The following is a 24645-nucleotide window of genomic DNA, read 5'->3' as shown; positions in this document are numbered from 1 at the left end:
CCGGGCCGCTTCCTTTATCCGGTAGGCGCCTTGCGTGCGCGCGGCCGGGCGCCGTGATTTGGGCTGGGCATATCATGCAGGATCGCTGTGGGCGGACGCGTTTTCGCCGCGATCATGGTCTGAAACACCTGAAGGGAACATCTTCGAAATGGCCAATGTTGTCGTCGTCGGCGCCCAATGGGGTGACGAAGGGAAGGGCAAGATCGTCGACTGGCTGTCGGAACAGGCCGACATCGTCGTGCGCTTCCAGGGCGGCCACAATGCCGGCCATACGCTCGTGATCAATGGCGAGACCTACAAGCTGGCGCTGCTGCCGTCCGGCGTGCTGCGCCCGAACAAGCTGGCGGTGATCGGCAATGGCGTGGTGTTCGACCCGCAGGCCTTTCTCGACGAGGTCGCCAAGCTGAAGGGGCAGGGCGTTGCGGTCGGGCCGGACAATCTGCGCATCGCCGAGAACGTCACGCTGATCCTGCCGCTGCATCGCGAACTCGACTCCCTGCGCGAATCCGGCAACGCCATCACCTCGATCGGCACCACCCGCCGCGGCATCGGCCCGGCCTATGAGGACAAGGTCGGCCGCCGCGCCATCCGCCTGATGGACCTCGCCGACCTCGACACCCTGCCGCACAAGATCGAACGGCTGCTGGCGCATCACAATGCGCTGCGCCGCGGCCACAATCTGGAGGAGATCGACGGCAAGGGCATTCTGGCCGAGCTGACGGCGATGGCGCCGAAGCTTTTGCCCTATGCCGAGACGGTGTGGCGGCTGCTCGACCTCAAGCGCCGCGAGGGCAAGCGCATCCTGTTCGAGGGCGCGCAGGGCGCGCTGCTCGACGTCGACCACGGCACCTATCCCTATGTGACGTCGTCCAACACGGTGGCGGCGCAGGCCGCGACCGGCACCGGCATGGGTCCGGGCGCGGTCGGCTATGTGTTGGGCATCTGCAAGGCCTACACCACCCGCGTCGGCCAGGGTCCGTTCCCGACCGAGCTGAACGACGAGATCGGCGAGGAAATCGGCCGCCGCGGCAAGGAATTCGGCGTCAACACCGGGCGCAAGCGCCGGGTCGGCTGGTTCGACGCCATGCTGGTGCGACAGACTGTCCGTACCTGCGGAATTGCCGGGCTGGCGCTGACCAAACTCGATATTCTCGACGGGTTCGACAGCATCAAGGTCTGCATCGGCTACAAGCTCGACGGCAGGGAAATCGACCATCTGCCGGCAGGCGAGGGCGCGCAGGCCCGGGTCGAGCCGATCTACGAGATCATCGAGGGCTGGAAGCAGCCGACCGCCAATGCGCGCTCCTGGGCGGACCTGCCGGCCCAGGCCATCAAATACGTTCGCCGGGTCGAGGAGCTGGTGGGGTGCCCGGTCACCCTGCTGTCCACCAGCCCGGAGCGTGAAGATACTATTCTGGTACAGAATCCGTTCGAGGCTTAACGGGATATTACCTATATCCCACCAATTGTGTGGAAATGGCTGACTACTACCCGCTGATCGCCCGTGCCATCGCCGGACTGGACCCCAACGCTCCCGGCGAAGCCCGCCGCGCGCTGTACGCGCGGGCGCGGACGGCGTTGATCCAGCAACTCCGTGGCGTGCAGCCGCCGCTCTCGGAGTCCGAGATCACCCGCGAACGGCTGTCGCTGGAAGAGGCGGTTCGCAAGGTCGAATCCGAGGCCGCGCAGCGCGCCCGTGAGGCCTCCCGCCCCGGTGGCGGCGGTGCCGCCCGCAGCAGCGATACGCTGCGCCGCGCGAATCCCCGGCCGCCCGAGGCCAATTCCGCCGACGCTGCCGCGCGCCCGCGGCCGCCGGCCGAACCCCGCCCGCCGCGCAATTTGCGTCCCGATGCGGCGCCGGCCTCGCCGCGGCCGCAGAACCCGCAGATTCCCCCGAACGTCCCGCCAGGCCTCGATACCCAGCCGCCACAGGCCCGGCCGGGTCAGCCGCGCCGCGGTCCGGAAGGTGCGCAGCCTCCGGCGCCGCCGGCCGCGCCGGGTGTGCGCGGCTTCCGCGACATCACCGCCGACGCCGACGATCTCGGCCGCGCCGCGGCGCAGGCCAGCCGCAACGCGCGCAAGACCTACGCCAACGTGCCGTCGCCCTCGCCGGAATTCGACCGGGTCGAGCCGAGCCTGGAGAACCGCGGCGCCGATCCCGACGCGCCGTATTCCTATGAGGAGTCGGTCGAGGAGGCGGAGCGTTACACCCCGCAGCCGCCGCAGGCGCCGCCGCCGCAACGGTCGCGCATCGGCAATGGCGAGCGCGAGCCGAGCAAGCCGCCGCGCGTCCGGTCGATGTTCCCGTTCAAGACCGCGATCGCGATCGGCATTCTGCTGATCCTGGTCGGCACCGGCATCCTGTTGCGGCAGCAGGTCACCACCTTCGTCAGCAGCCTGTTCAAGTCCTCCGCGCCCGTCGAGGCGCCGAAGGATGCCGCCGCGACGCCTGCGAGCAAGAAGATCACCGACCGCGTCGGGCAGCCCTCGTCGTCGGGCGAGCCGGTCGCTCCGGTGGCGCAGCGCGTGGTGCTCTATGACGAGGACCCGTCGGATCCGAAGGGCAAGCAATATGTCGGCTCGGTGGTCTGGCGCACCGAGCAGATCAAGGGCTCCGGCAACCAGAAGCCCGACATCGCCGTGCGCGCTGACATCGACATCCCCGACCGCAAGTTCAAGATGACGATGTCGTTCCGTCGCAACACCGATTCGTCGCTGCCGGCGAGCCACACCGCGGAATTGACCTTCATCCTGCCGCAGGACTTCGCCAATGGCGGCGTCGGCAACGTGCCGGGCATCCTGATGAAGTCCAACGAGCAGGCGCGCGGCACGCCGCTGGCCGGGCTCGCGGTCAAGGTCACCGACGGCTTCTTCCTGGTCGGCCTCTCCAATGTCGACGCCGACCGCTCGCGCAATCTGCAGCTGCTGAAGGAGCGCTCGTGGTTCGACGTGCCGCTGGTCTACACCAACCAGCGCCGCGCCATCATCGCCATCGAAAAGGGCGCCCCCGGCGAGCGGGCCTTCAACGACGCCTTCGCGGCGTGGGGCGAGTAGCGGCCTTAGCGCTCGCCTCGGTGCCTCACGACCTCATCGCCCGGCTCCGTCCGGGCGATTCCGTATCGCAGCGACATCGCGGCGGCCGCCTGTTGCAGCGCATTCGACGTGCAGAGCGCCGGAACATTGCCGGGCGTTTTCGATTTTCTCTAGCTCCGTCGCGCGACTGCGTTACACTCGCCTGACGTCGGGCAAGGGCACGCCATGAAACGCTATCTGATCTTCGCAGCCATCGGGCCGTTCATCGCAGGCTTCCTGCTGCTGCTGATGACCACCTATCAGTCCGGCTACTGGACCGAGACCAATGGCGGCGAGGTGGCGAAGCTGCTCGTCGTGTTCGTGAAGTCGCTGCAATACAATTATCTGTTCGGCATCGTGCCGTCGCTGATGTTCGCCGCGATCGACGACATCCTGATGCATGTGAAGCGGATCGCGCCAACGGTGCGTATGCTGATCGTCGGCCTCGTGGCGTTCGTCGGCGCGGCGCTGATGTATGCCTCGCACGGCTCCGAAAGCGGTCCGGTGCAGTTCATCCTCTACGGGCTGGTCGGCTTCATCCCGTGCGTGATCACGTCCTGGCTGGCGCACAAATATGCCGAAGAGCTCTACCAGCCGGTGACGCCGTCGGTGTCGGCCCAACACTAGGGCAAGTCGTCGTACTCACGATCGACAGCTTCCAAGGGAATAGCGGAAGTCGCCAGCTTCGGCGTCATCGACTGCGACCCAACCGCGAATGAGCGGATCGCAATCGGAAGCTCAGCATAACGCGTGGCGCGCAGCAATCGCGACATTACGGTAGTCTTATCAATAGATTAGACGCTGGCCGCAAGCCGGCCGAGCCCTCCTTCACGCAACTGTCACATGGGCGTCATGTAAACGTAGTCCCAATGTCACATGGCCGCTTTTGTCCTCCCGCGGCTGTGAGGGGCGATCGATGAGCGATCTAGCGTTACCTGGTTCGATCGAGCCTGCGCGGCGTGGCGGGCCCGATCTCGAGAAGGGCTTTCATCCCCTCACCGGCATTATCTATCTGGGAGTGATCGGGGCCGCGCTTCTTTTCGTGGCCTACAGCATTTACGCCGACGTTGGTGCCACAGGGGCCGGCAAGACCTCCTATCTCGCGTTCCTGCTGCTCTTCGTCGCGTTGCTGATCGCGCTCGGTTTCGAATTCGTCAACGGCTTTCACGACACGGCGAACGCCGTCGCAACCGTGATCTACACGCGTTCGATGCCGGCCCACATTGCCGTTGTCTGGTCAGGCTTCTTCAACCTGATCGGCGTCCTCCTATCCAGTGGTGCCGTTGCTTTCGGCATCGTCTCCTTGTTGCCGGTCGAATTGATCCTTCAGGTTGGCAGCAGCGCCGGTTTCGCAATGGTGTTTGCGCTTCTGATCGCTGCCATCATCTGGAACGTGGGTACTTGGTATTTTGGACTGCCCGCCTCGAGTTCGCACACCCTGATTGGATCGATCATGGGCGTCGGGATCGCGAACGCCCTAATGCACGGAAGAGAGGGGACGTCCGGCGTGGATTGGTCGCAGGCCGCCAATACCGGCAAGGCGCTGCTGCTGTCGCCGCTGTTCGGATTTGCGCTTGCTGCCATCCTGCTCTACGGGCTGAAAAGCGCGCTGTTGCGCGCAACACCAGCCCTGTTCGGCGAGCCGCAAGGCGAGCAGCCACCGCCGTGGTGGATTCGAGGCATCCTGATCCTGACCTGTACCCTGGTCAGCTTCTTTCACGGATCGAACGACGGTCAAAAAGGCATGGGTCTCATCATGCTCATTTTGATCGGTGTGGTCCCAACCGCTTACGCACTCAACCGCGCGATGCCTGCTGGTCAGATAGCAGCATTCACCGCGAATTCGGCTGCGGCGAGCAAGGTCGTCGAGAGCAGGGGAGCCGATCGCAAGGTTGTGGGCGACCCCCGTCCCATCGTGACGAACTACATCGCGCTTCGGCAACTCACTGACGATACCTATCCAGCGCTTGCCGTTCTCGTCCGCGAAATCAGCGACCAGGTCGTTCAGCACGGTTCGCTGGCAAAATTCCCGGCCGAGACCGTCGGCAACACGCGCAACGATATGTATCTGGTATCGGAGGCGCTTCGCTTGCTCATGAAAAGCAGCGACAGCGGGCTGAGCGATGCCGACGTCGCGACGCTCAATCGCTACAAGGGCTCGCTGGATGCCGCCACCAAATTCATTCCGTCCTGGGTGAAGATTGCGGTCGCCATCGCGCTCGGCCTCGGCACGATGGTTGGCTGGAAACGGATTGTCGTGACCGTGGGTGAAAAGATCGGCAAGACCCACCTGACCTATGCGCAGGGTGCCTGCGCCGAGATCACCGCGGCTGCGACCATCGCCGCTGCGGACGGATACGGCTTGCCGGTGTCGACGACCCATGTGCTGTCGTCCGGTATCGCAGGCACCATGACTGCGAACGGGTCCGGGCTGCAATGGTCGACAATCCGCAATATCGCCATGGCCTGGGTTCTGACCTTGCCGATGGCGATGCTGATCTCGGGCCTTCTGTACTTTGTTTTCGCGCATTTGTTTTAGCCGGAGCCGCAGACGGCCGGGACGTATGAGACCTGCGTCCGGCTTCGGGGAAAGGGTTCAAGAGTGGTAGATGCAAGCTTTAGCCTTCTGACGGGCAACAGTATCGAAACGCGGCTGGTCCGGGCCGGTGGCATCATTTTTCGCGAGGGCGAGCAAGCCAACGAGCTCTTCGTGATCAAGAGCGGCTACGTGCGCATTCAGGTCGGCAACAAGACCGTGGCGGACCTGGCGGCTGACACGATCTTTGGCGAAATGGCATTGATCGACAACGAGCCAAGGAGCGCGTCCGCCACAGCTCTCACCGATGTCGAACTCGTCCCGGTCTCGGAAAAGCAGTTTCTCTTCCTCGTCAGCCAGACGCCGCATTTTGCCCTGAAGGTGATGAGGACGCTGGCCCACCGACTCAGAACCATGAACAAGGTCGTCGACTAAACGCGGCGAGCGAAAACCGCTGCTTCCGCCGCCGCTTCGGCGCGCGGTGCTTGATGCGGCCGTGACGGAGCCTCAAACGTGACACAGTGGTAATGTGACGCAACTTGAACCGCCTGCCTGCGTTACCATGTGATGGCCATGCCCGAGGACGACATTTTCATGCCCCACGCTGCGCGATCGCGGCCGCCTTTCGGCGGGGCGCAGGCGCGCGGCAAGGTCATCGACCAGGACGGACGCGAATTCTCAGACGCAGCGCTGCATCCGCAGTTCGAGGGTTTCCAGTTCGACTTCCGCAACGCCAGCGCCAATCCGTTCGGCAATCTGACGCGCGAAGAGCGGCTGGCGCGGCTGGAGATGATCGCAAAGCTGCTCGACGTCGCCTTCATCGTGCCGGGCACCAATGTCCGCTACGGCATCGACGGGCTGATCGGCCTGATCCCCGTGGTCGGCGATATCATTACCACCGCGATCTCGCTGTGGCTGGTGCGCGAAGCCCGCTTGCTGGGCGCGCCCTGGCACATCACGGCGCGGATGCTCGCCAATGTCGCGGTCGACGGCGTGATCGGCATGGTGCCGGTGGCGGGCGATGCGTTCGACGTCATGTTCCGCGCCAACATGCGCAATGTGCGGATGCTGCGGCGCTGGCTCGACAAGCAGCCGCGGCTCTAACGAACTCACCAAAACAAAAGCCCCCGGATCGGTCCGAGGGCTTTTCGTTTTAGGAGGAGCGGAAAGGTTACGCGGCGTCGGCGTCGGTCTGGCTGGCGGCGGGGCGCGGACGACGCGGCAGCGGGAAGCCTTCGCTCTCATAGAGAGAGCGGATGCCGTTCTGGTCGAAACGGGCTTCCTCGACCTGCAGATAGGCGCCGTTCAGCGAATCCGCCGGCAGCTCTTCCATCGCAAAGCGCACGGCTTCGGCGGCAGTGCCGAAACGGCGATAGGCGAAACCAGCCCGCTTCTTCTTGCGGATGGCGGCAGGAAACAGCTCGGCAGACGTGTTGTAGTTGAACGGACGCAGGGGACGCATGGTCGACGACCTCTTGTGTTCTTGGCGCGATGCGGCGAAAGGGATTTTGGGGACGGCGGCCTACCATCGGCGGCGCGCCGTACGTGTCATTTCGACCCCTAATATAGGCCTCTTTGACAAAAATGCGACCCCAGAAGCGGCCCCGGCAAGGCACATGCTGAATCCGCGCATAGCACGCGGTCGTGCCGAATAATCCTTTTTATTTCAGAGCCTTAAGGCTCTCATATCTTGTCGAGCCAGGCCAGGATCGCGACCACGATCAAAATCACCCCGAAAAGGCCCATTCCGGAGTGGCCGAGGCCATAGCCATAGCCGCGGATCCGGCCGCTATAGCCGCCTAGGAGGATAATCAGCAGGAGGATGATGAGGATCAGTCCGAGCGACATGGCGCCCTCCTCAGAATAGGCGGCAGCCGCACGGCGAGACGCCGACGGCCCCGCGAATTCGGAGCAAAGCACATTCCGGCCCGCGAGTCGTTAAGGCGCCCCGCCGATCACAAGGATGTTGTCGGGGCGCCGGGGCGACTACTTCTTGCTTTCGTCGATCGGCAGCACCTTCAGCGGGGTCGGATAGGGCTCGACCCGCAGCGAGTCGCTGGCGATCAGGCCGATCTTGTGCAGCGGCGCCTGTTCGAGATCGCCGGCGGCCGACTTGTGCACGGCGTATTGCCAGACGCTCATCGAGCCCTTGGCGACCAGCATCTTGGCGATGCCGCCGGCATTCTGGCCCTCGACCTGCGCGAGGTCGGCATCCGTGAGGCCGATGACGATTTCGTCCTTGGAGGTGATGACCTTGAACAGCGAGATCTTGTCGGCGGCGAACGCTGGCATGCTCAAAGTGCTCCCCATGATCAGGCCGGCAAGACCGAGACCCAACAAAAGCTTTCCTGGAATCCGTGACATCAAAATTTCCTTGTGTTCAGGCGCGCCAAGGCCGCTGCGGCCAAAACAAACCCCGCGCGACCGGTTCTTGGTCGCGCGGGGCGGGGAAATTGTTCGACGCTGGGAGCAGGATATTTGCCAAACCCCACTGCCGTCATTGCCGGGCTTGACCCGGCAATCCATCGTGATGAAAGACTCATTCCTTGATGGATGCGCGGGTCGAGCCCGCGCATGACGAGCGGTAGTGACTGCCGCGTTACTTCTTCTCGTTCAGCTTCAGCGCCGCCGAGTTGATGCAGTAGCGCAGGCCGGTCGGGCCGGGGCCGTCGTTGAAGACATGGCCGAGATGGCCGTCGCATTTCGCGCACAGCACCTCGGTGCGGATCATGCCGTGGCTGACATCGTGCTCCTCGTCGACATGGCTCTCGATCGCCGGCTTGGAGAAGCTCGGCCAGCCGCAGCCGGAGTCGAACTTCTGGTCGGATTCGAACAGCGTCTGCCCGCAGCCGGCGCAGACATAGGTGCCCTTGCGGGGATCATGCTCGTATTCGCCGGTGAAGGGGCGCTCGGTCGCCTTTTCCCGCAGCACGGCGTACTGCATCGGCGTCAATTCCTTGCGCCACTCGGCCTCGCTCTTGTGAACCTTGCCGTCGGTTTTGGTGTCGGACATTCAACCTCCTTTGCGAGATGCTCAGTTGGTGGCCTTCGTGCTGCTCACCAGCGTCGGCTTCTCGATGTAGTTCTCCGCGAAGATCTTCTTCAGGCTCTCGACCTTCGGGATGTCGTTATAGGCAATATAGGGTTGGCTCGGGTGCAGCGTCAGATAGTCCTGGTGGTAGCCTTCCGCCGGATAGAACGCCTCCAGCGCGCCGACCTTGGTGACGATCGGCTTCTTGTAGACCTTGGCCGCGTTGAGCTGGGCGATATAGGCGTCCGCGACCTGCTTCTGCTCGTCGCTGGTGGTGAAGATCGCCGAGCGATATTGCGTGCCGGAATCGGGGCCCTGCCGGTTCAGCTGGGTCGGGTCGTGCACGACCGAGAAGAAGATCTGCAGGATCTTGCCGTAGGAGATCTTCTGCGGGTCGTATTTGATCTCGACCGATTCCGCGTGGCCGGTCGTGCCGGTCGAGACCTTCTCGTAGTCCGCATTCGCCTTGCTGCCGCCGGAGTAGCCGGACACCGCGCTGACGATGCCGGCGGTGTGCTGGAACACGCCCTGCACACCCCAGAAGCAGCCGCCGGCGAGCACCGCGGTCTTGATGCCGGCCTCGGGCGCGCTTGCTGGGGGCGGCGGGATGATCACGGCGTCCTCGGCGGCAAGCGAGGGCGCAACGGCAAAAGCGGCGACGGCCAGCGCGCCGATCGCGGCGGCGCAAACCGAGAGGCGGCTGAGGGAGCTTTTGGGCATGGGTTCCTCGTGGGATCGCAATTGGGGGCCAGTCTAGAGCGGCAGCCGGCATTCGCAAATCGGGCCGAGCCGCTCCGACGCTTTAAAATACGGGTCAAAGCGCGTTTTGTTACGCCGCCGGCCACACGGTTTCGTGAGCAAAATCACGCTCGGGCAAGACCTTAGGCGGGCGGCCGCCCCACGAGGACTTCTACTTCGTCGCGGCGAAATCGTCATCTCGTTATTGCGAGGAGCGATAGCGACGAAGCAATCCATGTCTCAACAAGCGGAACGATGGATGCTTCGCTCCGCTCGCAATGACGGTGGATCGGGCGTCACACCACAATGCTCAGCCGCTTCGCGGCCCGCGTGATGCCCGTATACAGCCACCTCGCGCGCGAATCCTGGAACGCAAAGCTCTCGTCGAACAGCACGACATCGTCCCATTGCGAGCCCTGCGACTTGTGCACGGTCAGCACATAGCCGTAGTCGAACTCGTCATAGGGCTTGCGCTGCTCCCACGGAACGCCCTCGACGCCGCCGTCGAAGCATTCGCCGCGCACCGAGACTTTGGTGACCTTGTAGCCGAAATCCTCATCCGGCATCACGCGCATGGTGATGATCTTGGATTTCGACTGCGCCCGCGCCTTGACCCGCCATAGCCCGCCATTGAACAGGCCCTTCTTGCGGTTGTTGCGCAGGCAGACCAGCTTGTCGCCGGCGACGGGGAGCGGATCCTCGATATTTTGCCGCTGCCGCACCCGCATGTTGTAGGCGCGGCGGGTGTTGTTGCGGCCGACCAGCACCTGGTCGGCGCGCATCACGCGGTCCGGATCGAGCTCCTTGCGCGACACCACCTCGCTTTCGCCGTGGCGGCCGATCTCGAGCTCGCGGCCCTCGCGGATATCCATCGACATCCGCACGATCGGATCGTCCTGGGCCTGGCGGTGCACCTCGGTCAGCATCGCGTCCGGCTCGGCATCGGTGAAGAAGCCGCCGCCCTGGATCGGCGGCAATTGCGCGGGATCGCCGAGCACCAGCAGCGGGCAGTCGAACGACATCAAGTCGCGGCCGAGCTCGGCATCGACCATCGAGCATTCGTCGATCACGATCAGCTTGGCCTTCGATGCCGGCGCGTCGTCCCACAGCTCGAAGCTCGGCTGCTCGACGCCGGATTCGCGGGCGCGGTACATCAGGGAATGGATCGTGGAGGCGCTGTCGCAGCCCTTGTTGCGCATCACCAGCGCCGCCTTGCCGGTGAAAGCCGCGAACTTCACCTCGCCGTCGACGCCTTCGGCGATGTGGCGGGCAAGCGTGGTCTTTCCGGTTCCGGCATAGCCGAACAGCCGGAACACCGGCGGCGTGGCGCCCTTGCCGGGCTTGGCTTTGAGCCAGTCGGCAACTGCTTTCAGCGCGGAGTCCTGATGCGGCGTGAAGGTGGTCATGTGGCTTTCGGAGGAATGAGCGCGCGACCGATAGCGCCGCGACTCGTGCCAGCACAAGCTAAACATTCATGCGGTCCGATCAAGCTATCTCCCGCTGCACGGAATTGGAGTTTCGCCCCCGAGGCTGGACTTGGGTCGCGCCGCCACTAGACTGACCGAAAACAACAAGCGGTCGGGACCACAATAAGTGGTCGGGAGCGCGACCTTGGGAGTGACGCCATGAAATTCGGCATCTTTTACGAGCTGCAACTGCCGCGCCCGTGGAACGACGGAGACGAACTCCGCCTCTACCAGAACGCGCTGACGCAGCTCGAGACCGCCGACCGGCTCGGCTACGACTATGCCTGGGTCGTGGAGCATCACTTCCTCGAGGAATATTCGCATTCGCCGGCACCGGAATCCTTCCTCGCCGCCGCAAGCCAGCGCACCAGGAATATCCGGCTCGGCCACGGCATCTTCCAGCTCACCACCAATCATCCCGCCCGCGTCGCCGAGCGGGTTGCGGTGCTCGATCTGCTCTCCAACGGCCGTTGCGAGTTCGGCATGGGCGAGAGCGCCTCGATCACCGAGCTGACGCCGTTCGGCCGCGACATGGAGACCAAGCGCGAGGTGTTCGAGGAGGCGGTCAGTGCGATCTTCCCGATGTTCACCAAGATCGGCACCGAGCATCACGGCAAATATTTCGACATCCCCTTGCGCAACGTCGTGCCGAAGCCGGTGCAGAAGCCGCATCCGCCGCTCTGGATGGCCTGCTCGCAATTGCCGACCATCGAGCGCGCCGGGCAGAACGGATTTGGCGCGCTCGGCTTCCAGTTCGTCAGCGCCGAGGCGGCGCATGCCTGGGTGCATGCCTATTACAACGCGATCACCAAGCGGCTGAAGAAGCTCGCCGACTACGAGATCAATCCGAACATGGCGCTGGTCTCGTTCTTCATGTGCGCCGAGACCGACGAGGAAGCACGCAAGCGTGCCGATGGCGCGACCTTCTTCCAGTTCGCGCTGCGCTATTACGGCCAGGCGCAGAACCGGCAGCGGCCGGCGCCCGGCACCGTCAACATGTGGGACGAGTACAACAAGTGGAAGCGCGAGAATCCGGAGGCGCAGGAGGCTGCGCTGCGCGGCGGCCTGATCGGCTCGCCGGAGACGATCGCCAAGAAGCTGCGGCGCTTCCGCGCGTCGCATATCGACCAGGTGATCCTGCTCAACCAGGCCGGCAAGAACACCCATGAGCACATTTGCGAGTCGCTCGAGCTTTTCGGCAAGGAAGTGATGCCGGAGTTCCAGCACGATCCGGAGCACGATGCCTGGAAGAAGGGCGTGTTGAGTGGTGCGATCCAGCTCGAGGAGATCGACACACAGGCGTTCTCGGATCGCTACGGTAAACTCGCGGTCAATGTCGCGCCGAAAACCGCCGCCGCGGGCTGATCGATTGTTGTGCAGCGACCTCGCGATCTCGTGAGGAAAATAATTCGCTACGCGCGATCCGCGCCTTAAAAGAAACGACTCGCGCGATGCCTGCACCGAAGTGCTGGCATCGCTATTTTTGTGCGGTGCTCGACAGCTTCATTCGCGCGCCCCATCATCCTGACAACGCATGATCGCGTGTTGAGAAACGCGCTTGATCGTCAGGAGAGTTTTGGAATGAAGCGTCGTGAGTTCCTCCAGCTGTCGCTCGTCACAGCCGCCGCTGCCGCGCTGTCACGGGGTGCGCAGGCCCAGGCGGACGCGAAGGAAATTCGTATCGGCTACCAGAAGAACGGCGTGCTGGTTATCACGCGCCAGCGTGAAGCCCTGGAAAATCATTTCAAGCCGCAGGGCATCAGTGTGAAATGGGTCGAGTTCTCCTCGGGCCCGCCGATGATGGAAGCGATGAATGTCGGCAGCGTCGATTACGGCGCCGTCGGCGATTCCCCGCCGATCTTCGCCCAGGCCGCGGGCGCGGCCATCGTCTATGCCGCGGCCCAGCCGATCATCAATGGTTCAGGCATCCTGGTGCCGCAGAATTCGGCAATCACAGGCATCGCCGATCTCAAGGGCAAGCGCGTCGGCTTCACCAAGGGATCCAGCGCGCATAACGTCGTGATTCAGACGCTGGAGAAAGCCGGGCTGACCTATGGCGATATCACGCCGGTCTATCTGACGCCCCCCGACGCCGGCCCGGCTTTTGCCAATGGCGGCATCGATGCCTGGGCGATCTGGGATCCGTATTTCGCGATCGCCGAGACCAAGCAGCACGGTCGCATTCTGGTCAAGACTCGCGACATCACCAAGACCAACTCGTTCTACATCGCCAACCGCGACTTCGCCCGAAATCACGGCGCCGTCCTGCAGCAGATCGTCGATGTCACGACGTCGTCGGCGGCGTGGGCGCAGGCGCATCCCGATGAGGTCGCGAAATCCCTGGCCGCCGTCACCGGCGTGCCGCTCGATATCCAGACCATCGCGGCGCGGCGAGCCGGCTTCTCGGTCGGGCCTGTGACTGACGACATCATCGTGACCCAGCAGGGCGTCGCCGACCGCTTCTTCAAGCTCGGCCTGATCCCGAAGCAGATCGCGATCCGCGACATCGTCTGGCGCAATCCCCAGACCTGATCGCTCCTTGGTCAATTCAATGCAGAGGACATTCCCATGACGCGTTTATTTCGACGCTGGATTGCTCGCGCAGTGCTGTCGGTCGGCATCGTCGCAGCCAGCGTCGGCGTTTCCTACGGCCAGGACAAGGTCGTCCGCATCGGCTTCCAGAAATACGGCAAGCTGGTGCTGTTGAAGAGCAAGGGCTCGCTCGAGGAGAAGCTGAAATCGGTCGGCTACAAGGTCGTCTGGACCGAGTTTCCGTCGGGTCCGCCGCTGCTGGAAGCGCTCAATGTCGGTGCGATCGATTTCGGCAACACCGGCGAGGCGCCGCCGATCTTCGCGCAGGCCGCAGGCGCACCGATCCGGTACGTCGCCTATGAGCCACCGGCGCCGAAGGGCGAGGCGATTCTGGTGCCGAAGGACAGCCCGATCAAATCGGTCGCGGAGCTGAAGGGCAAGAAGGTCGCGCTGAACAAGGGCTCCAACGTCCACTATCTGCTGGTGAAGGCGCTGGAGAAAGCCGGCGTAAAATATTCCGACGTCGAGGTCGCCTATCTCGCGCCCGCCGATGCGCGCGCGGCGTTCGAGCGCGGCGCGGTCGATGCCTGGGTGATCTGGGATCCGTTCCAGGCTGCGGCAGAGGCTGCGACCGGCGCCCGCACGTTGGCCGACGGCACCGGCGTCGTCGCGAACTATCAGTTCTACTTTGCCTCGAAGCAGTTCCTGCACAGCGACCCGAAGATCGTCGAGCTGGTGCTGGCGCAGCTCAGCGAGGTCGATGACTGGGCCAAGGGCGATATCCACGCCGTTGCCGAACAGCTGGCGCCGAGCATCGGCCTGTCGGTGCCGGTGGTGGAGGTCGCGCTGAAGCGGCAGTCCTACGGCATCAAGCCGGTCACCGACAGCGTGGTCGCGGATCAGCAGCAGGTCGCCGACGCGTTCTTCGCGCTCGCCCTGATCCCGAAGCAAATCAAGATTTCCGACGTCGCATGGAGACCGGGCACGTGAGCACCGCAACCAACGCCAATATCCTCTGGTTCCTGCCGACCCACGGCGACAGCCGCTACCTCGGCACGGCGATCGGCGGCCGCGAGGTGAACTTCAACTATCTGCGCCAGATCGCGCAGGCCGCGGACCAACTCGGCTATTACGGCGTGCTGCTGCCGACGGGGCGGAGCTGCGAAGACTCCTGGGTGGTGGCGTCAGCCGTCGCGCCCTGGACCGAGCGGTTGCGTTATCTGGTGGCGGTCCGGCCCGGCCTGCAATCGCCGAGCGTCGCCGCCCGCATGACCGCGACGCTGGACCGGCTGTCGAACGGCCGTCTCCTGATCAATGTCGTCACCGGCGGCGATCCGATCGAGAGCAAGGGCGACGGCATCTTCCTCGACCACGACGAGCGCTACGCGGTGACGCGCGAGTTTCTCAACGTCTACGGCGATCTGCTCGCGGGCAAGACGGTCAATGTCGAGGGCAAGCACATCAGGATCGAGGACGGCCGCCTGCTGTTCAATCCGGTGCAATCGCCGCGGCCGCCGCTGTATTTCGGCGGCTCGTCGGACGCCGGCATCGACGTCGCGGTCGACACCGTCGACAAATATTTGACCTGGGGCGAGCCGCCGGCGCAGGTCGCCGAGAAGATCGCCAAGGTGAAGGCGGTGGCCGCGCAGCGCGGCCGCGAGCTCTCATTCGGTATCCGCCTGCATGTGATCGTGCGCGAGACCAATGCGGAGGCGTGGCGCGCCGCCGACGAGCTGATCCAGTACGTCACCGACGACACGGTGGCGGCCGCCCAGAAGATCTTTGAGCGGATGGACTCGGTCGGCCAGCAGCGCATGGCGCAGCTGCATGGCGGCCGGCGCGACCAGCTCGAGATCAGCCCGAACCTCTGGGCCGGCGTCGGCCTGGTGCGCGGCGGGGCCGGCACCGCGCTGGTCGGCGATCCGCAGACGGTCGCCGCGCGCATCAAGGAGTATCAGGACATCGGCGTCGATACCTTCATCATGTCGGGCTACCCGCATCTCGAGGAAGCCTATCGCTTCGCCGAGCTGGTGTTCCCGCTGCTGTCGCTGGCGCAACCCGGCAATGTGACGCCGATCCGCGTCAACACCGGGCCGTTCGGCGAGACCATCGGCAACGACTACCGTCCGCAGAAGCAGGCATCGCAATCATGAGTCTCATCGACAGTCTTCCGCGCCGCAAAGCGTTTTCGAGCGAAGTGGATGCCGGTTCGCGTGAAGAAAACGCGTCAAAACAAAAATCTGGAGCTCCGTTCCGATCCCGTCGGAACGGAAACAGCTCCAGCGCACCCAAACTCCCCAAGGTCGACGGCCTGATCCCCTGGATCGTGCCGCTCGCCATCATCCTGGTCTGGCAGCTGGCCTGCGTCACCGGTTTCGTTCCCTCGCGCGTGCTGCCGGCGCCGTCCGACGTCGCACTGGCGGGCTGGAAGCTGCTGCTGTCAGGTGAGCTGATCCGCAACATCTGGGTCAGCTTCTGGCGCGCCTCGATCGGATTTGTGATCGGCGGCAGCATCGGCTTCGCCTTCGGGCTCGCCAATGGGCTGTCGCAGCTGTCGGCGAAGCTCACCGACACCACGCTGCAGATGGTGCGCAACATCCCGCATCTGGCGCTGATTCCGCTGGTCATCCTGTGGTTCGGCATCGACGAGTCGGCAAAACTGTTCCTGGTCGCGCTCGGCGTGTTCTTCCCGATCTATCTCAACACGCTGCACGGCATCCGCACCGTCGACCCGCAGCTGATCGAGATGGGCCGCATCTACGGCATGAGCGACGGCGAGCTGTTCCGCCGGGTGATCTTCCCTGGCGCGCTGCCCTCGATCTTCGTCGGCCTGCGCTTCGCGCTCGGCATCATGTGGTTGACCCTGATCGTCGCCGAGACCATCGCGGCCTCGTCCGGCCTAGGCTACATGGCGATGCAGGCGCGCGAGTTCATGCTGATCGACGTCGTCGTGCTCTCGATCCTGATCTACGCCTTGCTCGGCAAGCTCGCCGACAGCGCCTCGCGGGCGCTGGAGCGGCTGACCTTGTCGTGGCACCCCGCCTTCCAGAAGAAGTGAGAATGAGAATGCAAGAAGCGCTTCGTTTCCAGCCCGTCGACGCCGAGCCGGTCGACCGCGCCGATATCGTCGTGCAGGCACGGCAGCTGCGGCGCGGATCGGAAGGTGCGACCCGTGGCCTGTCGCTGACCATTCGCGGCCTGCGCAAGGCGTTCGGCGACAATGAGGTGTTGCGCGGCATCGACCTGCACATCCCGGCCGGCCAGTTCGTCGCGATCGTCGGCCGCAGCGGCTGTGGCAAGAGCACGCTGCTGCGCCTGATCGCTGGCCTCGACGCGCCGACGGCGGGCGGCATCGCCTTTGGCGAACAGCCCCGGGCGCAGGATGTCCGCGTCATGTTCCAGGAGCCGCGCCTGCTGCCCTGGGCGCGGGTGCTCTCCAATGTCGAGGTGGGTCTGGGACGGGAGCGTTCCTCCGCCGACGCGCAGGCACGTGCCGAGCACGCGCTGGTCGAGGTCGGCCTCGACGACAAGCGCGGGCAGTGGCCGTCGGTGCTCTCGGGCGGCCAGAAGCAGCGCGTGGCGCTGGCGCGCGCGCTGGTCAGCCAGCCGCGCGTCTTGGCGTTCGACGAGCCACTCGGCGCGCTCGACGCGCTGACCCGGATCTCGATGCAGCAATTGCTGGAACGCGTCTGGCGCGACCAGGGTTTTACCGCGATCCTGGTGACGCATGACGTCGCCGAGGCGGTCGCGCTCGCCGACCGCGTGCTTGTCATCGAGGACGGCCGCATCGCGCAGGACGTCACGATCGACCTGCCGCGGCCGCGCCGGCGCGGCTCGGCCGAACTCGCCGCGCTGGAGGGCGAGATCCTGAAGCACCTGCTCGAAGGCAGCGAAGACACCCTGTGAGGTCGCCATGAATTCCGTCGTCCGCAATGTTTCGATCGAGCCCGCGGTCGCGGCCGCCGAGTTCCGCGGCGCGATGCGCCATCTCACCGGTGGCGTCGGCGTCATCACCGCCGGTCGCGGTAAGGACATTTCGGGGATGACGGTGACCTCGGTGTCGTCGCTGTCGGTCGAGCCGCCGTCGCTGATCGTCAGCATCAACCGCGCCGCCTCCTCGTGGCCGTTGATCGCGCGCCATGGCGTGTTCGGCGTCAACATCCTGACCGCTGACCAGCTCGAGATCGCCGAGCGCTTCACCGGCAAGGGCGGTCTGAAGGGCGCCGACCGCTTCACCGGCGCCGAATGGACGACGCGCGCGTCAGGCGTACCGTTGCTGGTCGGCGCGCTTGCCGCTGTTGATTGCGAGGTCGAGGAGATCATCGAACGGCATTCGCACGCGATCGTCATAGGTCGCGTGCTCGACGTGATCACCTCGGAGCGAACCGCCGCGCTGGCGTACTGGCACGGCGAATATGTCGCGATCGACCGGGAAGAAGACGCCGTTCGGCTGGCCGAGGTCAGCCTGCCGTCGCGCCACGTTCACGCTCGGGGCGTGCGTTAACGCGCGGCGCTCGACCGGATCAGGGCTTAGATCATCGCGGTCAGCGTCGCCGGGCTGTCGATGATCACGGTGCTGCCGCGGACGCCGTACCAGACGGCCTGGACGGTCTGGGCAGCGTTGCCGAGCGGGATGCCGACGACCAGCGTCGTCGGGATGCGACCGGTGCTGGTCGGGGCCGGGTCGTTGTAGGTGAAGCTCGCCGTAACCGTCGAGACCGCGCCATTGAGGGCGATGCCGAACGTGCCGCCCGGCGTATCGGTGCCGGTCGCGTAGGGCATCGGAACGTTCAGGATGATGATGGCGGTGGTGCCGACGCCCTCGGGGATCGTCAGGGTAAGGCCTTGCATCGGCGTGAAGGTCGAGGAGTTGGTGGACAGGGTGCCGACGGTCTGCGCGTAAAGGGCCATATCTCTCTCCAGTTGTCAAAGAACGAAAAAACAATAAGAGATTGAGTAAGGCAACCGGCCGCAAGATACAAGGGATGACAGGCGGCGGGTCCGGCGCGGCATGTTGGCCGTAGCGCTTTCTTGATCAGCGCATTAAAAGCCGGTCGGATTTCAGAGACGTGACGGTTCGATGAAGCGCGCAGGAACCTGGCTGTTCTATCTCGTCGGTGCAATAGCCGTCGGCTATCTTGCCCTATATGCCTATGCGACCTTTACCGGCCGCGACATCACGCCGGGCGATCCGATCCGAATCTTCCGTAAGCCCGACGCTCCAAGCTACTCGTGACGTGAGGCAATCGCGGCAGGAGGGCCCTGCCACCTGCGGTTCTCAACCAGCGCTGGCCATCCGCTGATAGTCGGGCGCGCCATTGCCGGCCGGTGTGATCGGGATCCCGCCGTCTGCATATTCGTTCAGCTTGTTGCGCAGGGTGCGGATCGAGATGCCGAGGATGTTGGCGGCGTGGGTGCGGTTGCCGAGGCAGTGCTTCAGGGTTTCCAGGATCAAATCGCGCTCGACGTCCGCGACGGTGCGGCCGACCAACGCGCGGGTGACCTGCTCGGCGGCAAGCGTGGCATGCGCGACCGCGGGCGCGGTCTTGGCGAGGTCGAGACGGTCGCCGTCGGGGGTGAGGATCGCCTCAGCACCGATCTCGTCGCCCTGCGCCATCAGGACGGAGCGATGGATGGTGTTCTCTAGCTCGCGGACGTTACCCTGCCAGCGGTTCGCGGTCAGGACGCGGCGAGCCTCGGTCGAGACCGGGCGGACCGGCAGGCCGTTGGCCTCGGCATATTTCTTGGCGAAGTGCTGCGCCAGCTCGAGGATGTCGGCCGGACGGTCGCGCAGCGGCGGGATCTTCAAATTGACGACATTGAGGCGGAACAGCAGGTCCTCGCGGAAAGAGCCTTCGCGCACCGCCTCCGACAGATTGCGGTTCGAGGTTGCGATGATGCGGATGTCGACCGGGACCGGCTTGGTGCCGCCGACGCGGTCGATCACGCGCTCCTGGATCGCGCGCAGCAGCTTCGACTGCAAACGGACGTCCATCTCGGAGATTTCGTCGAGCAGCAGGGTGCCGCCGGTCGCTTCCTCGAACTTGCCGATGCGGCGCGCCACCGCGCCGGTGAAGGCGCCCTTCTCATGGCCGAACAACTCGGATTCCAGGAGGTGCTCCGGGATCGCCGCGCAGTTGATCGAGATGAACGGCCGCTTGGCGCGGGCCGAGCGGGCGTGGACATAGCGCGCCAGCACCTCCTTGCCGGTGCCGGACTCGCCGGTGATCATGACCGAGGCATCCGAGCCCGCGATCTGCTGCGCGAGCTTGATCACCCGGCCCATCGCCTCGTCGCGCCAGATCAGGTCGCGTGCGTCGTTGGCGACCGCGGCGAGCACGGCAGCGATCAATTCGGGGTCGGGCGGCAGCGGGATGTATTCCTTGGCGCCGGCATGGATCGCGGCGACCGCGGCGCGGGCGTCGTTGGAGATGCCGCAGGCGACGATCGGCACGTGGATGTGCTCGGCCTCGAGCCGCATCACGAGGTCGCGGATGTCGAGGCCGACATCGACCAGCAGCAGATCGGCGCCCTTGCCGCCGCGCAGCACGTTCATCGCCTGTTCGATGGTTTCGGCGTGGGTCACGGAAGCGCCGTTGTCCATCGCGATCTTGGTCGCGGTCGTGAGCTGGCCCTTCAGGGTGCCAACGATGAGAAGCCGCATGATGATCTCCTGTTCGTCTGGTCGCGCAGGTTCCGCGCGCTACCGTTGGGTCCGTTTAAGAACGTTCAGTCTTGATGATTTCGGTCATGGTTACGCCGAGCTTGTCTTCCACCAGCACCACTTCGCCACGCGCCACCAGGCGGTTGTTGACGTAGATGTCGATCGCCTCGCCAACGCGGCGGTCGAGTTCGAGCACGGTGCCCGGTCCGAGCTTCAGGAGATCGCCGACGTCCATCTTGGAGCGGCCGAGCACCGCCGAGACCTGCACCGGCACGTCGAACACGGCTTCGAGATCGGCCGCGATGCGCGCGGCATTTTCGTCCTCGTTGTAGCCGATGTCGTCGATCCCCGGCGCGTCGGCGGCGTTGAGGTCGGGAAGCGGGACGTGGGAGTCGGTGTCGCTCATGGTTCAGCCCTCAATCGCCGTCAGCCGGCCTGGCCGCGGGACGCCAGATAGCGCCCGACGAGTTCGTCGATCTTGCCTTCGATCGCGGCGCGTTCCAGCACCACGCCGCCGTCAGCCCATTCGATCCGGCAGTCGCCGGTCGCAATCGTCGGCTCGGCCAGGATCACCAGCCGGCCCTGGAAGCCGGAATGCGCCGCCATCCGCTCGATATTGTCATGCGCCGCCTCGTAGAGCGCGTCATTGATGCGGACCACGAGATGCGGCGTCGCCACCAGATGCGAGAAGCAGTCAGAGACCAGCGCGGTGATCTCGCCGAGCGGCTCGCGCGCAACCAGTTCGGTGCAGAGCTTGCGGGCCACCGCGACCGCGACGTCCACGGCCTCGGTCTCCATCCGCGTCTCGATGCCGGCAAAGCGCGCCGCGATGCCCTTGATCGCGGTGCCGATCTCTTCCAGCGCCTGCGCTGAGCGGCGGTCGCTCTCGACCTTGGCCTCGCGCAGCGCAGCTTCATAGCCGGCACGATAGGCCCGCGCCTCGGCGTCGGCGACCTTCTGCGCGATCTCGGCCGCCGTAGGCGCGCGCTCGCGGGCGCGGTCCGGCGCCGAGAAGTCCGTGTCGAACAGGAATTTCGCGGGTGCGGCCATCAGTACACCAGCTCGTCGTCGGCGCGGTTCTTGGTCAGCGTGATCTCGCCGCGGGCGGCGAGATCCTTGGCGAGGTTGACCAGCAGCGCCTGCGCCTCGTCGACGTCGCGCAGGCGCACCGGGCCCATCGCGGCCATGTCGTCCATCAGCATCTTGCCGGCGCGGGAGGACATGTTGCCGAGGAAGAAGCTGCGCACCTCCTCGTTGGCGCTCTTCAGCGCGACGCCGAGCTTGTCCTTGTCGATGTTGCGCATCAGCGTCTGCGCCGAGGCGGCATCGAGCTTGATCAGGTCGTCGAAGGTGAACATCAGCGCCTTGATACGCTCGGCGGATTCGCGGTTTTCCTCTTCCAGCGAGGTGATGAAGCGGGTCTCGGTCTGGCGGTCGAAATTGTTGAAGATTTCGGCCATCACCTCATGGGCGTCGCGGCGGCGGGTCTGCGACAGGTTCGACATGAACTCGGTGCGCAGCGTCTGCTCGACGCGCTCGATGACTTCCTTCTGCACCGCCTCCATCCGCAGCATGCGGCCGACCACGTCGAGTGCGATGTCCTCGGGCAGGATCGCCAGCACGCGGGCGGCGTGCTCCGGCTTCAGCTTCGACAGCACCACGGCGATGGTCTGCGGGTATTCGTTCTTGAGGTAGTTGGCGAGCACCTCTTCCTGCACGTTGGAGAGCTTCTCCCACATGTTGCGGCCGGCGGGGCCGCGGATCTCGTCCATGATGCCGGTGACGCGCTCGGCCGGCAGGTACTGCTGCAGCAGCCGTTCGGTGGCGTCGAAATTGCCCATCAGCGCGCCGGAGGCCGACATCCGCGACACGAATTCCAGCATCAGATCCTCGACCACGTCGGCCTCGACGGTGCCGAGCGTCGACATGTGGACCGACAGCTCGCGGACCTCCTCGTCGTCGAGCATCGACCAGATCTTGCCGCCATACTGCTCGCCGAGCGCGAGCATCAAAATCGCCGCCCGCTTCGGGCCGGGCAGCGGCTTGCCCTTGGGCCGGGCACTTTGCCGGTTCGCCAGCGTCGACAGGACGGTGGCGATGTCGTTGGCGTTGGTGGTCTGCGGTACTGCGGCCATGTCAGTTCTCTACCGGCTCGCTCAGCCATTGACGGACAATGGAGACGGTTTCGTTCGGATTGCGTTCGGCGAGTTCGCCGACCCGGTGCACGGCCTGGGCGTGGACCTGGCCCTGGATCTGGGCGACGTCGATCAGTTGCGCCGCGCCGCTGCCGCTCGGGATCAGCGCCTGGCCGGTCGCGCCCGCGCTCTCGGCATGGGCTTCGGCCATCGCCGGCACACCCGCGCCGATCAGCGCCGGAATGGCGTCGGCCGCCACGATACGCTTGACCAGCGGGCGGACCACCATGAACAGCACGACCAGCCCCAGCATCATCATGACGCCGAGCTCGATGACGTACATCACGTCATCCTTGGTGAATTGCAGCATGCCGAGCAGGCCGGTCGGCTCGGCGATCGGCTGCGTGGCGGGCGGTTCTGCGAAGCGCAGGTTGACGACCTCGACCTGGTCGCCGCGCTTCTGGTCGAAGCCGATCGCGGAGCGGACCAGGGTGGCGATGCGGTCGAGCTGCTCCTTGCTGCGGTCCTGATAGACCATCTCGCCTTTTTCATTCTTGGAATAGGCGCCGTCGACCAGCACCGCGACCGAGATGCGGTTGACGCGGCCGGCCTCGGTCACCTCGGTCTTGGTGGTGCGGGAAATCTCGTAATTGTTGGTCTCTTCGCTCTTCTTGCTCTGGTCGCGGGCGCGGACGGCGTTGTCCTGGTTCTGGTTGCCCGGCAGCTCGTTGTTGACGGTGACCTGGCCGGAATTGTCGGCGGTGGCGCTGCTTTCCTCGCGGGTCTGGGTCGAGCGCAGTACGCGGCCCTCGGGGTCGAACTTGTCCGAGGTCTGGGTGATCTTGTTGTAGTCGAAGTCGGCGGAGAGCTGGACGCGGGCGCGGCCCGAGCCGACCACCGAGGAGACGATGTCCTCGACCTGCTTGCGCATCCGCTTCTCGAACGCGGCACGGCGCTCGTCGCCGACCGTGGCGTCGGCGTCGCTGGCGGCGCCATCAGCGAGCAGCGAGCCGGCCTCGTCGACGATCGAGACCCGCTGCGGCTTCAGCCCGTTGACCGCGGAGGCGACGACGTGGCGGATCGCCCGGATCTGCTGCGGCTCCAGCGCACCGCGCACCCTGAGCACGATCGAGGCCGAGGGCTCCGGCGTTTCGCGCGAGAACAGCGGCTTTTCCGGCAGCACGAGGTGGACGCGCGCGGCCTGGACGCGGTCGATGGCGCGGATGGTGCGGGCGAGCTCGCCCTCCAGCGCGCGCAGATGATTGATGTTTTGGACGAAGCTCGTGGTGCCCAGGGCGTCCGACTTGTCGAAGATCTCGTAGCCGACGCCGCCGCCCTTGGGCATGCCGCCCTCGGCGAGCTTCATCCGGAGCCGCGTCACCTTGTCCTTCGGCACCATGATCGCGGCGCCGTCATTGCGCAGCTCGAACGGGATCGCCTGGCGCTCCAGCTCCTTGATGATTCCGGAGGAATCCTCGGTCGACAGGTCGGTGAAGAGGGTGGTCATCTGCGGCGTGGTGACGCGCATGATGACGAAAGCGAAGAAACCGATCAGGGCCGCGGTGACCGCAACCATGGCCCCGAGGCGAGCCGCACCAAGACCTCTCAGGAAAGCAACCAGACTTTGCACCAACGGCCCCCAGGGATTCGGCCCACGCGGGTCCGACTGGGCAAATATTGCCTAGGGTATGGTTTCCATATGGTTAACGAAGGTTAAGAACCGCGGCAAAATCGCGGACATGAAAAAAACCGGCTTCGAAAAGCGAAGCCGGTTTTCGTCAAATGCCACGGGTACGGGCGGATTTACTGCCGGTACTGCTGGATCCGGGTGGTGCGCAGCCCGGCCAGACCATGCTGGTCGATCGAGAACTGCCAGGAAAGGAATTCATCGACGGTCAATGTGTAGCGGCTGCAGGCCTCCTCAAGGGAGAGCAGGCCGCCGCGCACCGCAGCGACGACTTCGGCCTTGCGGCGGATGACCCACCGTTTGGTACCGGGGGCCGGCAAATCCGCAATCGTTAACGGGCTGCCGTCAGGCCCGATGACGTATTTCACCCTCGGGCGATGGGGTTCTGTCATGGCGTACTCACAAACTCTCAACCACTGAACTCGCAAGAGGTAACCTACGCCCGCCGGTTTAAAATTTGCCTAAGCCCAAGCGTTCAATACGAATCTCGTTGGACCGGCCGGGAACTGGGGGGCGGATCGGACGGCCGGGGGCCCATTGCTGGCCTGCCGTCAGGCTCCGGAGCGAGCGGCACCCCTCTCCCTAACCCTCCCCACAAGGGGGGCGGGAACCCTCCTGCCGGTGCGTCCCTTGCGTCTCTTACCCGCAATTCCCTCGCATCTCCCACGTTGTGCAACGTGAGGTAAGCACACTGCTCGGGCTCCCTCCCCACGCAACCGGGGTCTACCCCGGTTGCGCATCATTGATCTGCGCAAGTCGGGCAGGCCCGACTTGCGATGGGGGA

The 24645-nt window shown here is 64.9% G+C and carries 27 protein-coding genes; 14 read left to right on the top strand and 13 right to left on the bottom strand.

Annotated features, from left to right (window positions below):
* Positions 1-148: 148 nt before the first annotated feature.
* The 6 genes from K359_RS0109685 (at position 149) to K359_RS0109655 (ending at position 6712) form a co-directional block, all read left to right on the top strand.
* The gene (locus tag K359_RS0109685; RefSeq protein ID WP_029079158.1) at positions 149-1441 is read left to right on the top strand and encodes an adenylosuccinate synthase; all 1293 of its coding nucleotides are present in this window, start codon (positions 149-151) and stop codon (positions 1439-1441) included.
* 35 nt (positions 1442-1476) lie between these two features.
* Positions 1477-3054 (top strand): hypothetical protein, encoded by a 1578-nt coding sequence (locus tag K359_RS0109680; RefSeq protein WP_029079157.1) that lies wholly within the window; start codon positions 1477-1479, stop codon positions 3052-3054.
* A 204-nt stretch (positions 3055-3258) separates the two neighbouring features.
* Entirely contained in the window at positions 3259-3699 is a 441-nt protein-coding gene (locus tag K359_RS0109675; protein ID WP_029079156.1) for a DUF5413 family protein, read from the top strand.
* A 289-nt stretch (positions 3700-3988) separates the two neighbouring features.
* The gene (locus K359_RS0109665; protein ID WP_029079155.1) at positions 3989-5611 is read left to right on the top strand and encodes an inorganic phosphate transporter; all 1623 of its coding nucleotides are present in this window, start codon (positions 3989-3991) and stop codon (positions 5609-5611) included.
* A gap of 63 nt (positions 5612-5674) precedes the next feature.
* A complete protein-coding gene (locus K359_RS0109660; RefSeq protein ID WP_051346070.1) occupies positions 5675-6043 on the top strand; it encodes a Crp/Fnr family transcriptional regulator in 369 nt (122 codons plus the stop codon).
* Between the two features lie 132 nt (positions 6044-6175).
* Positions 6176-6712 carry a DUF4112 domain-containing protein gene (locus K359_RS0109655; RefSeq protein ID WP_029079153.1) on the top strand — a complete coding sequence of 179 codons (537 nt, stop codon included), beginning with the start codon at positions 6176-6178 and terminating at the stop codon, positions 6710-6712.
* Between the two features lie 67 nt (positions 6713-6779).
* Here K359_RS0109655 and K359_RS0109650 read toward each other — a convergent pair whose 3' ends face one another.
* The 6 genes from K359_RS0109650 to K359_RS0109625 form a co-directional block, all read right to left on the bottom strand.
* On the bottom strand, positions 6780-7070 hold the full coding sequence (locus K359_RS0109650; RefSeq protein ID WP_029079152.1) for a hypothetical protein: 291 nt from the start codon (positions 7068-7070) through the stop codon (positions 6780-6782).
* A gap of 221 nt (positions 7071-7291) precedes the next feature.
* Positions 7292-7456 carry a DUF3309 family protein gene (locus K359_RS51565; RefSeq protein WP_016844323.1) on the bottom strand — a complete coding sequence of 55 codons (165 nt, stop codon included), beginning with the start codon at positions 7454-7456 and terminating at the stop codon, positions 7292-7294.
* A 138-nt stretch (positions 7457-7594) separates the two neighbouring features.
* Positions 7595-7972: a hypothetical protein gene (locus tag K359_RS0109640; protein WP_035976387.1), complete on the bottom strand. Its 378-nt coding sequence runs from the start codon at positions 7970-7972 to the stop codon at positions 7595-7597.
* A 235-nt stretch (positions 7973-8207) separates the two neighbouring features.
* Positions 8208-8621 (bottom strand): peptide-methionine (R)-S-oxide reductase MsrB, encoded by a 414-nt coding sequence (gene msrB, locus K359_RS0109635; RefSeq protein ID WP_029079150.1) that lies wholly within the window; start codon positions 8619-8621, stop codon positions 8208-8210.
* A 21-nt stretch (positions 8622-8642) separates the two neighbouring features.
* Positions 8643-9359, bottom strand: coding sequence for a peptide-methionine (S)-S-oxide reductase MsrA (msrA, locus tag K359_RS0109630; protein WP_029079149.1), 717 nt, complete (start codon positions 9357-9359; stop codon positions 8643-8645).
* A gap of 314 nt (positions 9360-9673) precedes the next feature.
* Positions 9674-10783, bottom strand: a complete 1110-nt coding sequence (locus K359_RS0109625; RefSeq protein WP_029079148.1) for an ATP-dependent RecD-like DNA helicase — start codon at positions 10781-10783, stop codon at positions 9674-9676.
* Between the two features lie 219 nt (positions 10784-11002).
* On the opposite strand from K359_RS0109625, the gene K359_RS0109620 reads away from it, so the two are divergent.
* The 7 genes from K359_RS0109620 to K359_RS0109590 all read left to right on the top strand — a co-directional run bounded on the left by K359_RS0109620 (position 11003) and on the right by K359_RS0109590 (position 17879).
* Entirely contained in the window at positions 11003-12208 is a 1206-nt protein-coding gene (locus K359_RS0109620) for an LLM class flavin-dependent oxidoreductase (RefSeq protein WP_029079147.1), read from the top strand.
* A 216-nt stretch (positions 12209-12424) separates the two neighbouring features.
* The gene (locus K359_RS0109615) at positions 12425-13375 is read left to right on the top strand and encodes a sulfonate ABC transporter substrate-binding protein (protein ID WP_029079146.1); all 951 of its coding nucleotides are present in this window, start codon (positions 12425-12427) and stop codon (positions 13373-13375) included.
* Between the two features lie 36 nt (positions 13376-13411).
* A complete protein-coding gene (locus K359_RS0109610) occupies positions 13412-14365 on the top strand; it encodes a sulfonate ABC transporter substrate-binding protein (protein WP_029079145.1) in 954 nt (317 codons plus the stop codon).
* Positions 14347-15528 (top strand): FMNH2-dependent alkanesulfonate monooxygenase, encoded by a 1182-nt coding sequence (gene ssuD / locus K359_RS0109605; protein ID WP_029079144.1) that lies wholly within the window; start codon positions 14347-14349, stop codon positions 15526-15528. Before K359_RS0109610 ends, ssuD begins: the two co-directional genes overlap by 19 nt.
* A 158-nt stretch (positions 15529-15686) precedes the next feature.
* Positions 15687-16433 carry an aliphatic sulfonate ABC transporter permease SsuC gene (ssuC, locus tag K359_RS51560; RefSeq protein ID WP_051346088.1) on the top strand — a complete coding sequence of 249 codons (747 nt, stop codon included), beginning with the start codon at positions 15687-15689 and terminating at the stop codon, positions 16431-16433.
* 8 nt (positions 16434-16441) lie between these two features.
* Positions 16442-17281, top strand: a complete 840-nt coding sequence (locus K359_RS0109595; protein WP_029079143.1) for an ATP-binding cassette domain-containing protein — start codon at positions 16442-16444, stop codon at positions 17279-17281.
* A 7-nt stretch (positions 17282-17288) separates the two neighbouring features.
* Positions 17289-17879 (top strand): flavin reductase family protein, encoded by a 591-nt coding sequence (locus K359_RS0109590; RefSeq protein WP_029079142.1) that lies wholly within the window; start codon positions 17289-17291, stop codon positions 17877-17879.
* 26 nt (positions 17880-17905) lie between these two features.
* On the opposite strand, the gene K359_RS0109585 is transcribed toward K359_RS0109590, so the two are convergent.
* The gene (locus K359_RS0109585) at positions 17906-18286 is read right to left on the bottom strand and encodes a hypothetical protein (protein WP_029079141.1); all 381 of its coding nucleotides are present in this window, start codon (positions 18284-18286) and stop codon (positions 17906-17908) included.
* Positions 18287-18455: 169 nt separating this feature from the next.
* On the opposite strand from K359_RS0109585, the gene K359_RS63220 reads away from it, so the two are divergent.
* Positions 18456-18611 carry a hypothetical protein gene (locus tag K359_RS63220; protein ID WP_029079140.1) on the top strand — a complete coding sequence of 52 codons (156 nt, stop codon included), beginning with the start codon at positions 18456-18458 and terminating at the stop codon, positions 18609-18611.
* A gap of 42 nt (positions 18612-18653) precedes the next feature.
* Here K359_RS63220 and K359_RS0109575 read toward each other — a convergent pair whose 3' ends face one another.
* From K359_RS0109575 to K359_RS0109550, 6 genes are all read right to left on the bottom strand, one after another.
* Positions 18654-20039 (bottom strand): sigma-54-dependent Fis family transcriptional regulator, encoded by a 1386-nt coding sequence (locus K359_RS0109575; protein WP_029079139.1) that lies wholly within the window; start codon positions 20037-20039, stop codon positions 18654-18656.
* Positions 20040-20094: 55 nt separating this feature from the next.
* Positions 20095-20445 (bottom strand): flagellar motor switch protein FliN, encoded by a 351-nt coding sequence (gene fliN, locus K359_RS0109570; protein ID WP_029079138.1) that lies wholly within the window; start codon positions 20443-20445, stop codon positions 20095-20097.
* A 20-nt stretch (positions 20446-20465) separates the two neighbouring features.
* Entirely contained in the window at positions 20466-21089 is a 624-nt protein-coding gene (locus K359_RS0109565) for a FliH/SctL family protein (protein WP_029079137.1), read from the bottom strand.
* Positions 21089-22174, bottom strand: coding sequence for a flagellar motor switch protein FliG (gene fliG / locus K359_RS0109560; RefSeq protein WP_029079136.1), 1086 nt, complete (start codon positions 22172-22174; stop codon positions 21089-21091). The genes K359_RS0109565 and fliG overlap by 1 nt, the downstream gene beginning before the upstream one ends.
* 1 nt (position 22175) lies before the next feature.
* On the bottom strand, positions 22176-23804 hold the full coding sequence (gene fliF, locus K359_RS0109555; RefSeq protein ID WP_029079135.1) for a flagellar basal-body MS-ring/collar protein FliF: 1629 nt from the start codon (positions 23802-23804) through the stop codon (positions 22176-22178).
* A gap of 173 nt (positions 23805-23977) precedes the next feature.
* A complete protein-coding gene (locus tag K359_RS0109550) occupies positions 23978-24253 on the bottom strand; it encodes a DUF1153 domain-containing protein (protein WP_002714638.1) in 276 nt (91 codons plus the stop codon).
* Positions 24254-24645: the final 392 nt, after the last annotated feature.

It is taken from the genome of Bradyrhizobium sp. th-b2 (assembly GCF_000426785.1).
Classification (GTDB): Bacteria; Pseudomonadota; Alphaproteobacteria; order Rhizobiales; family Xanthobacteraceae; genus Bradyrhizobium; species Bradyrhizobium septentrionale.
Note: the sequence above shows the minus strand (reverse complement) of the source record. Positions and strands in the feature narration are given on the sequence as shown.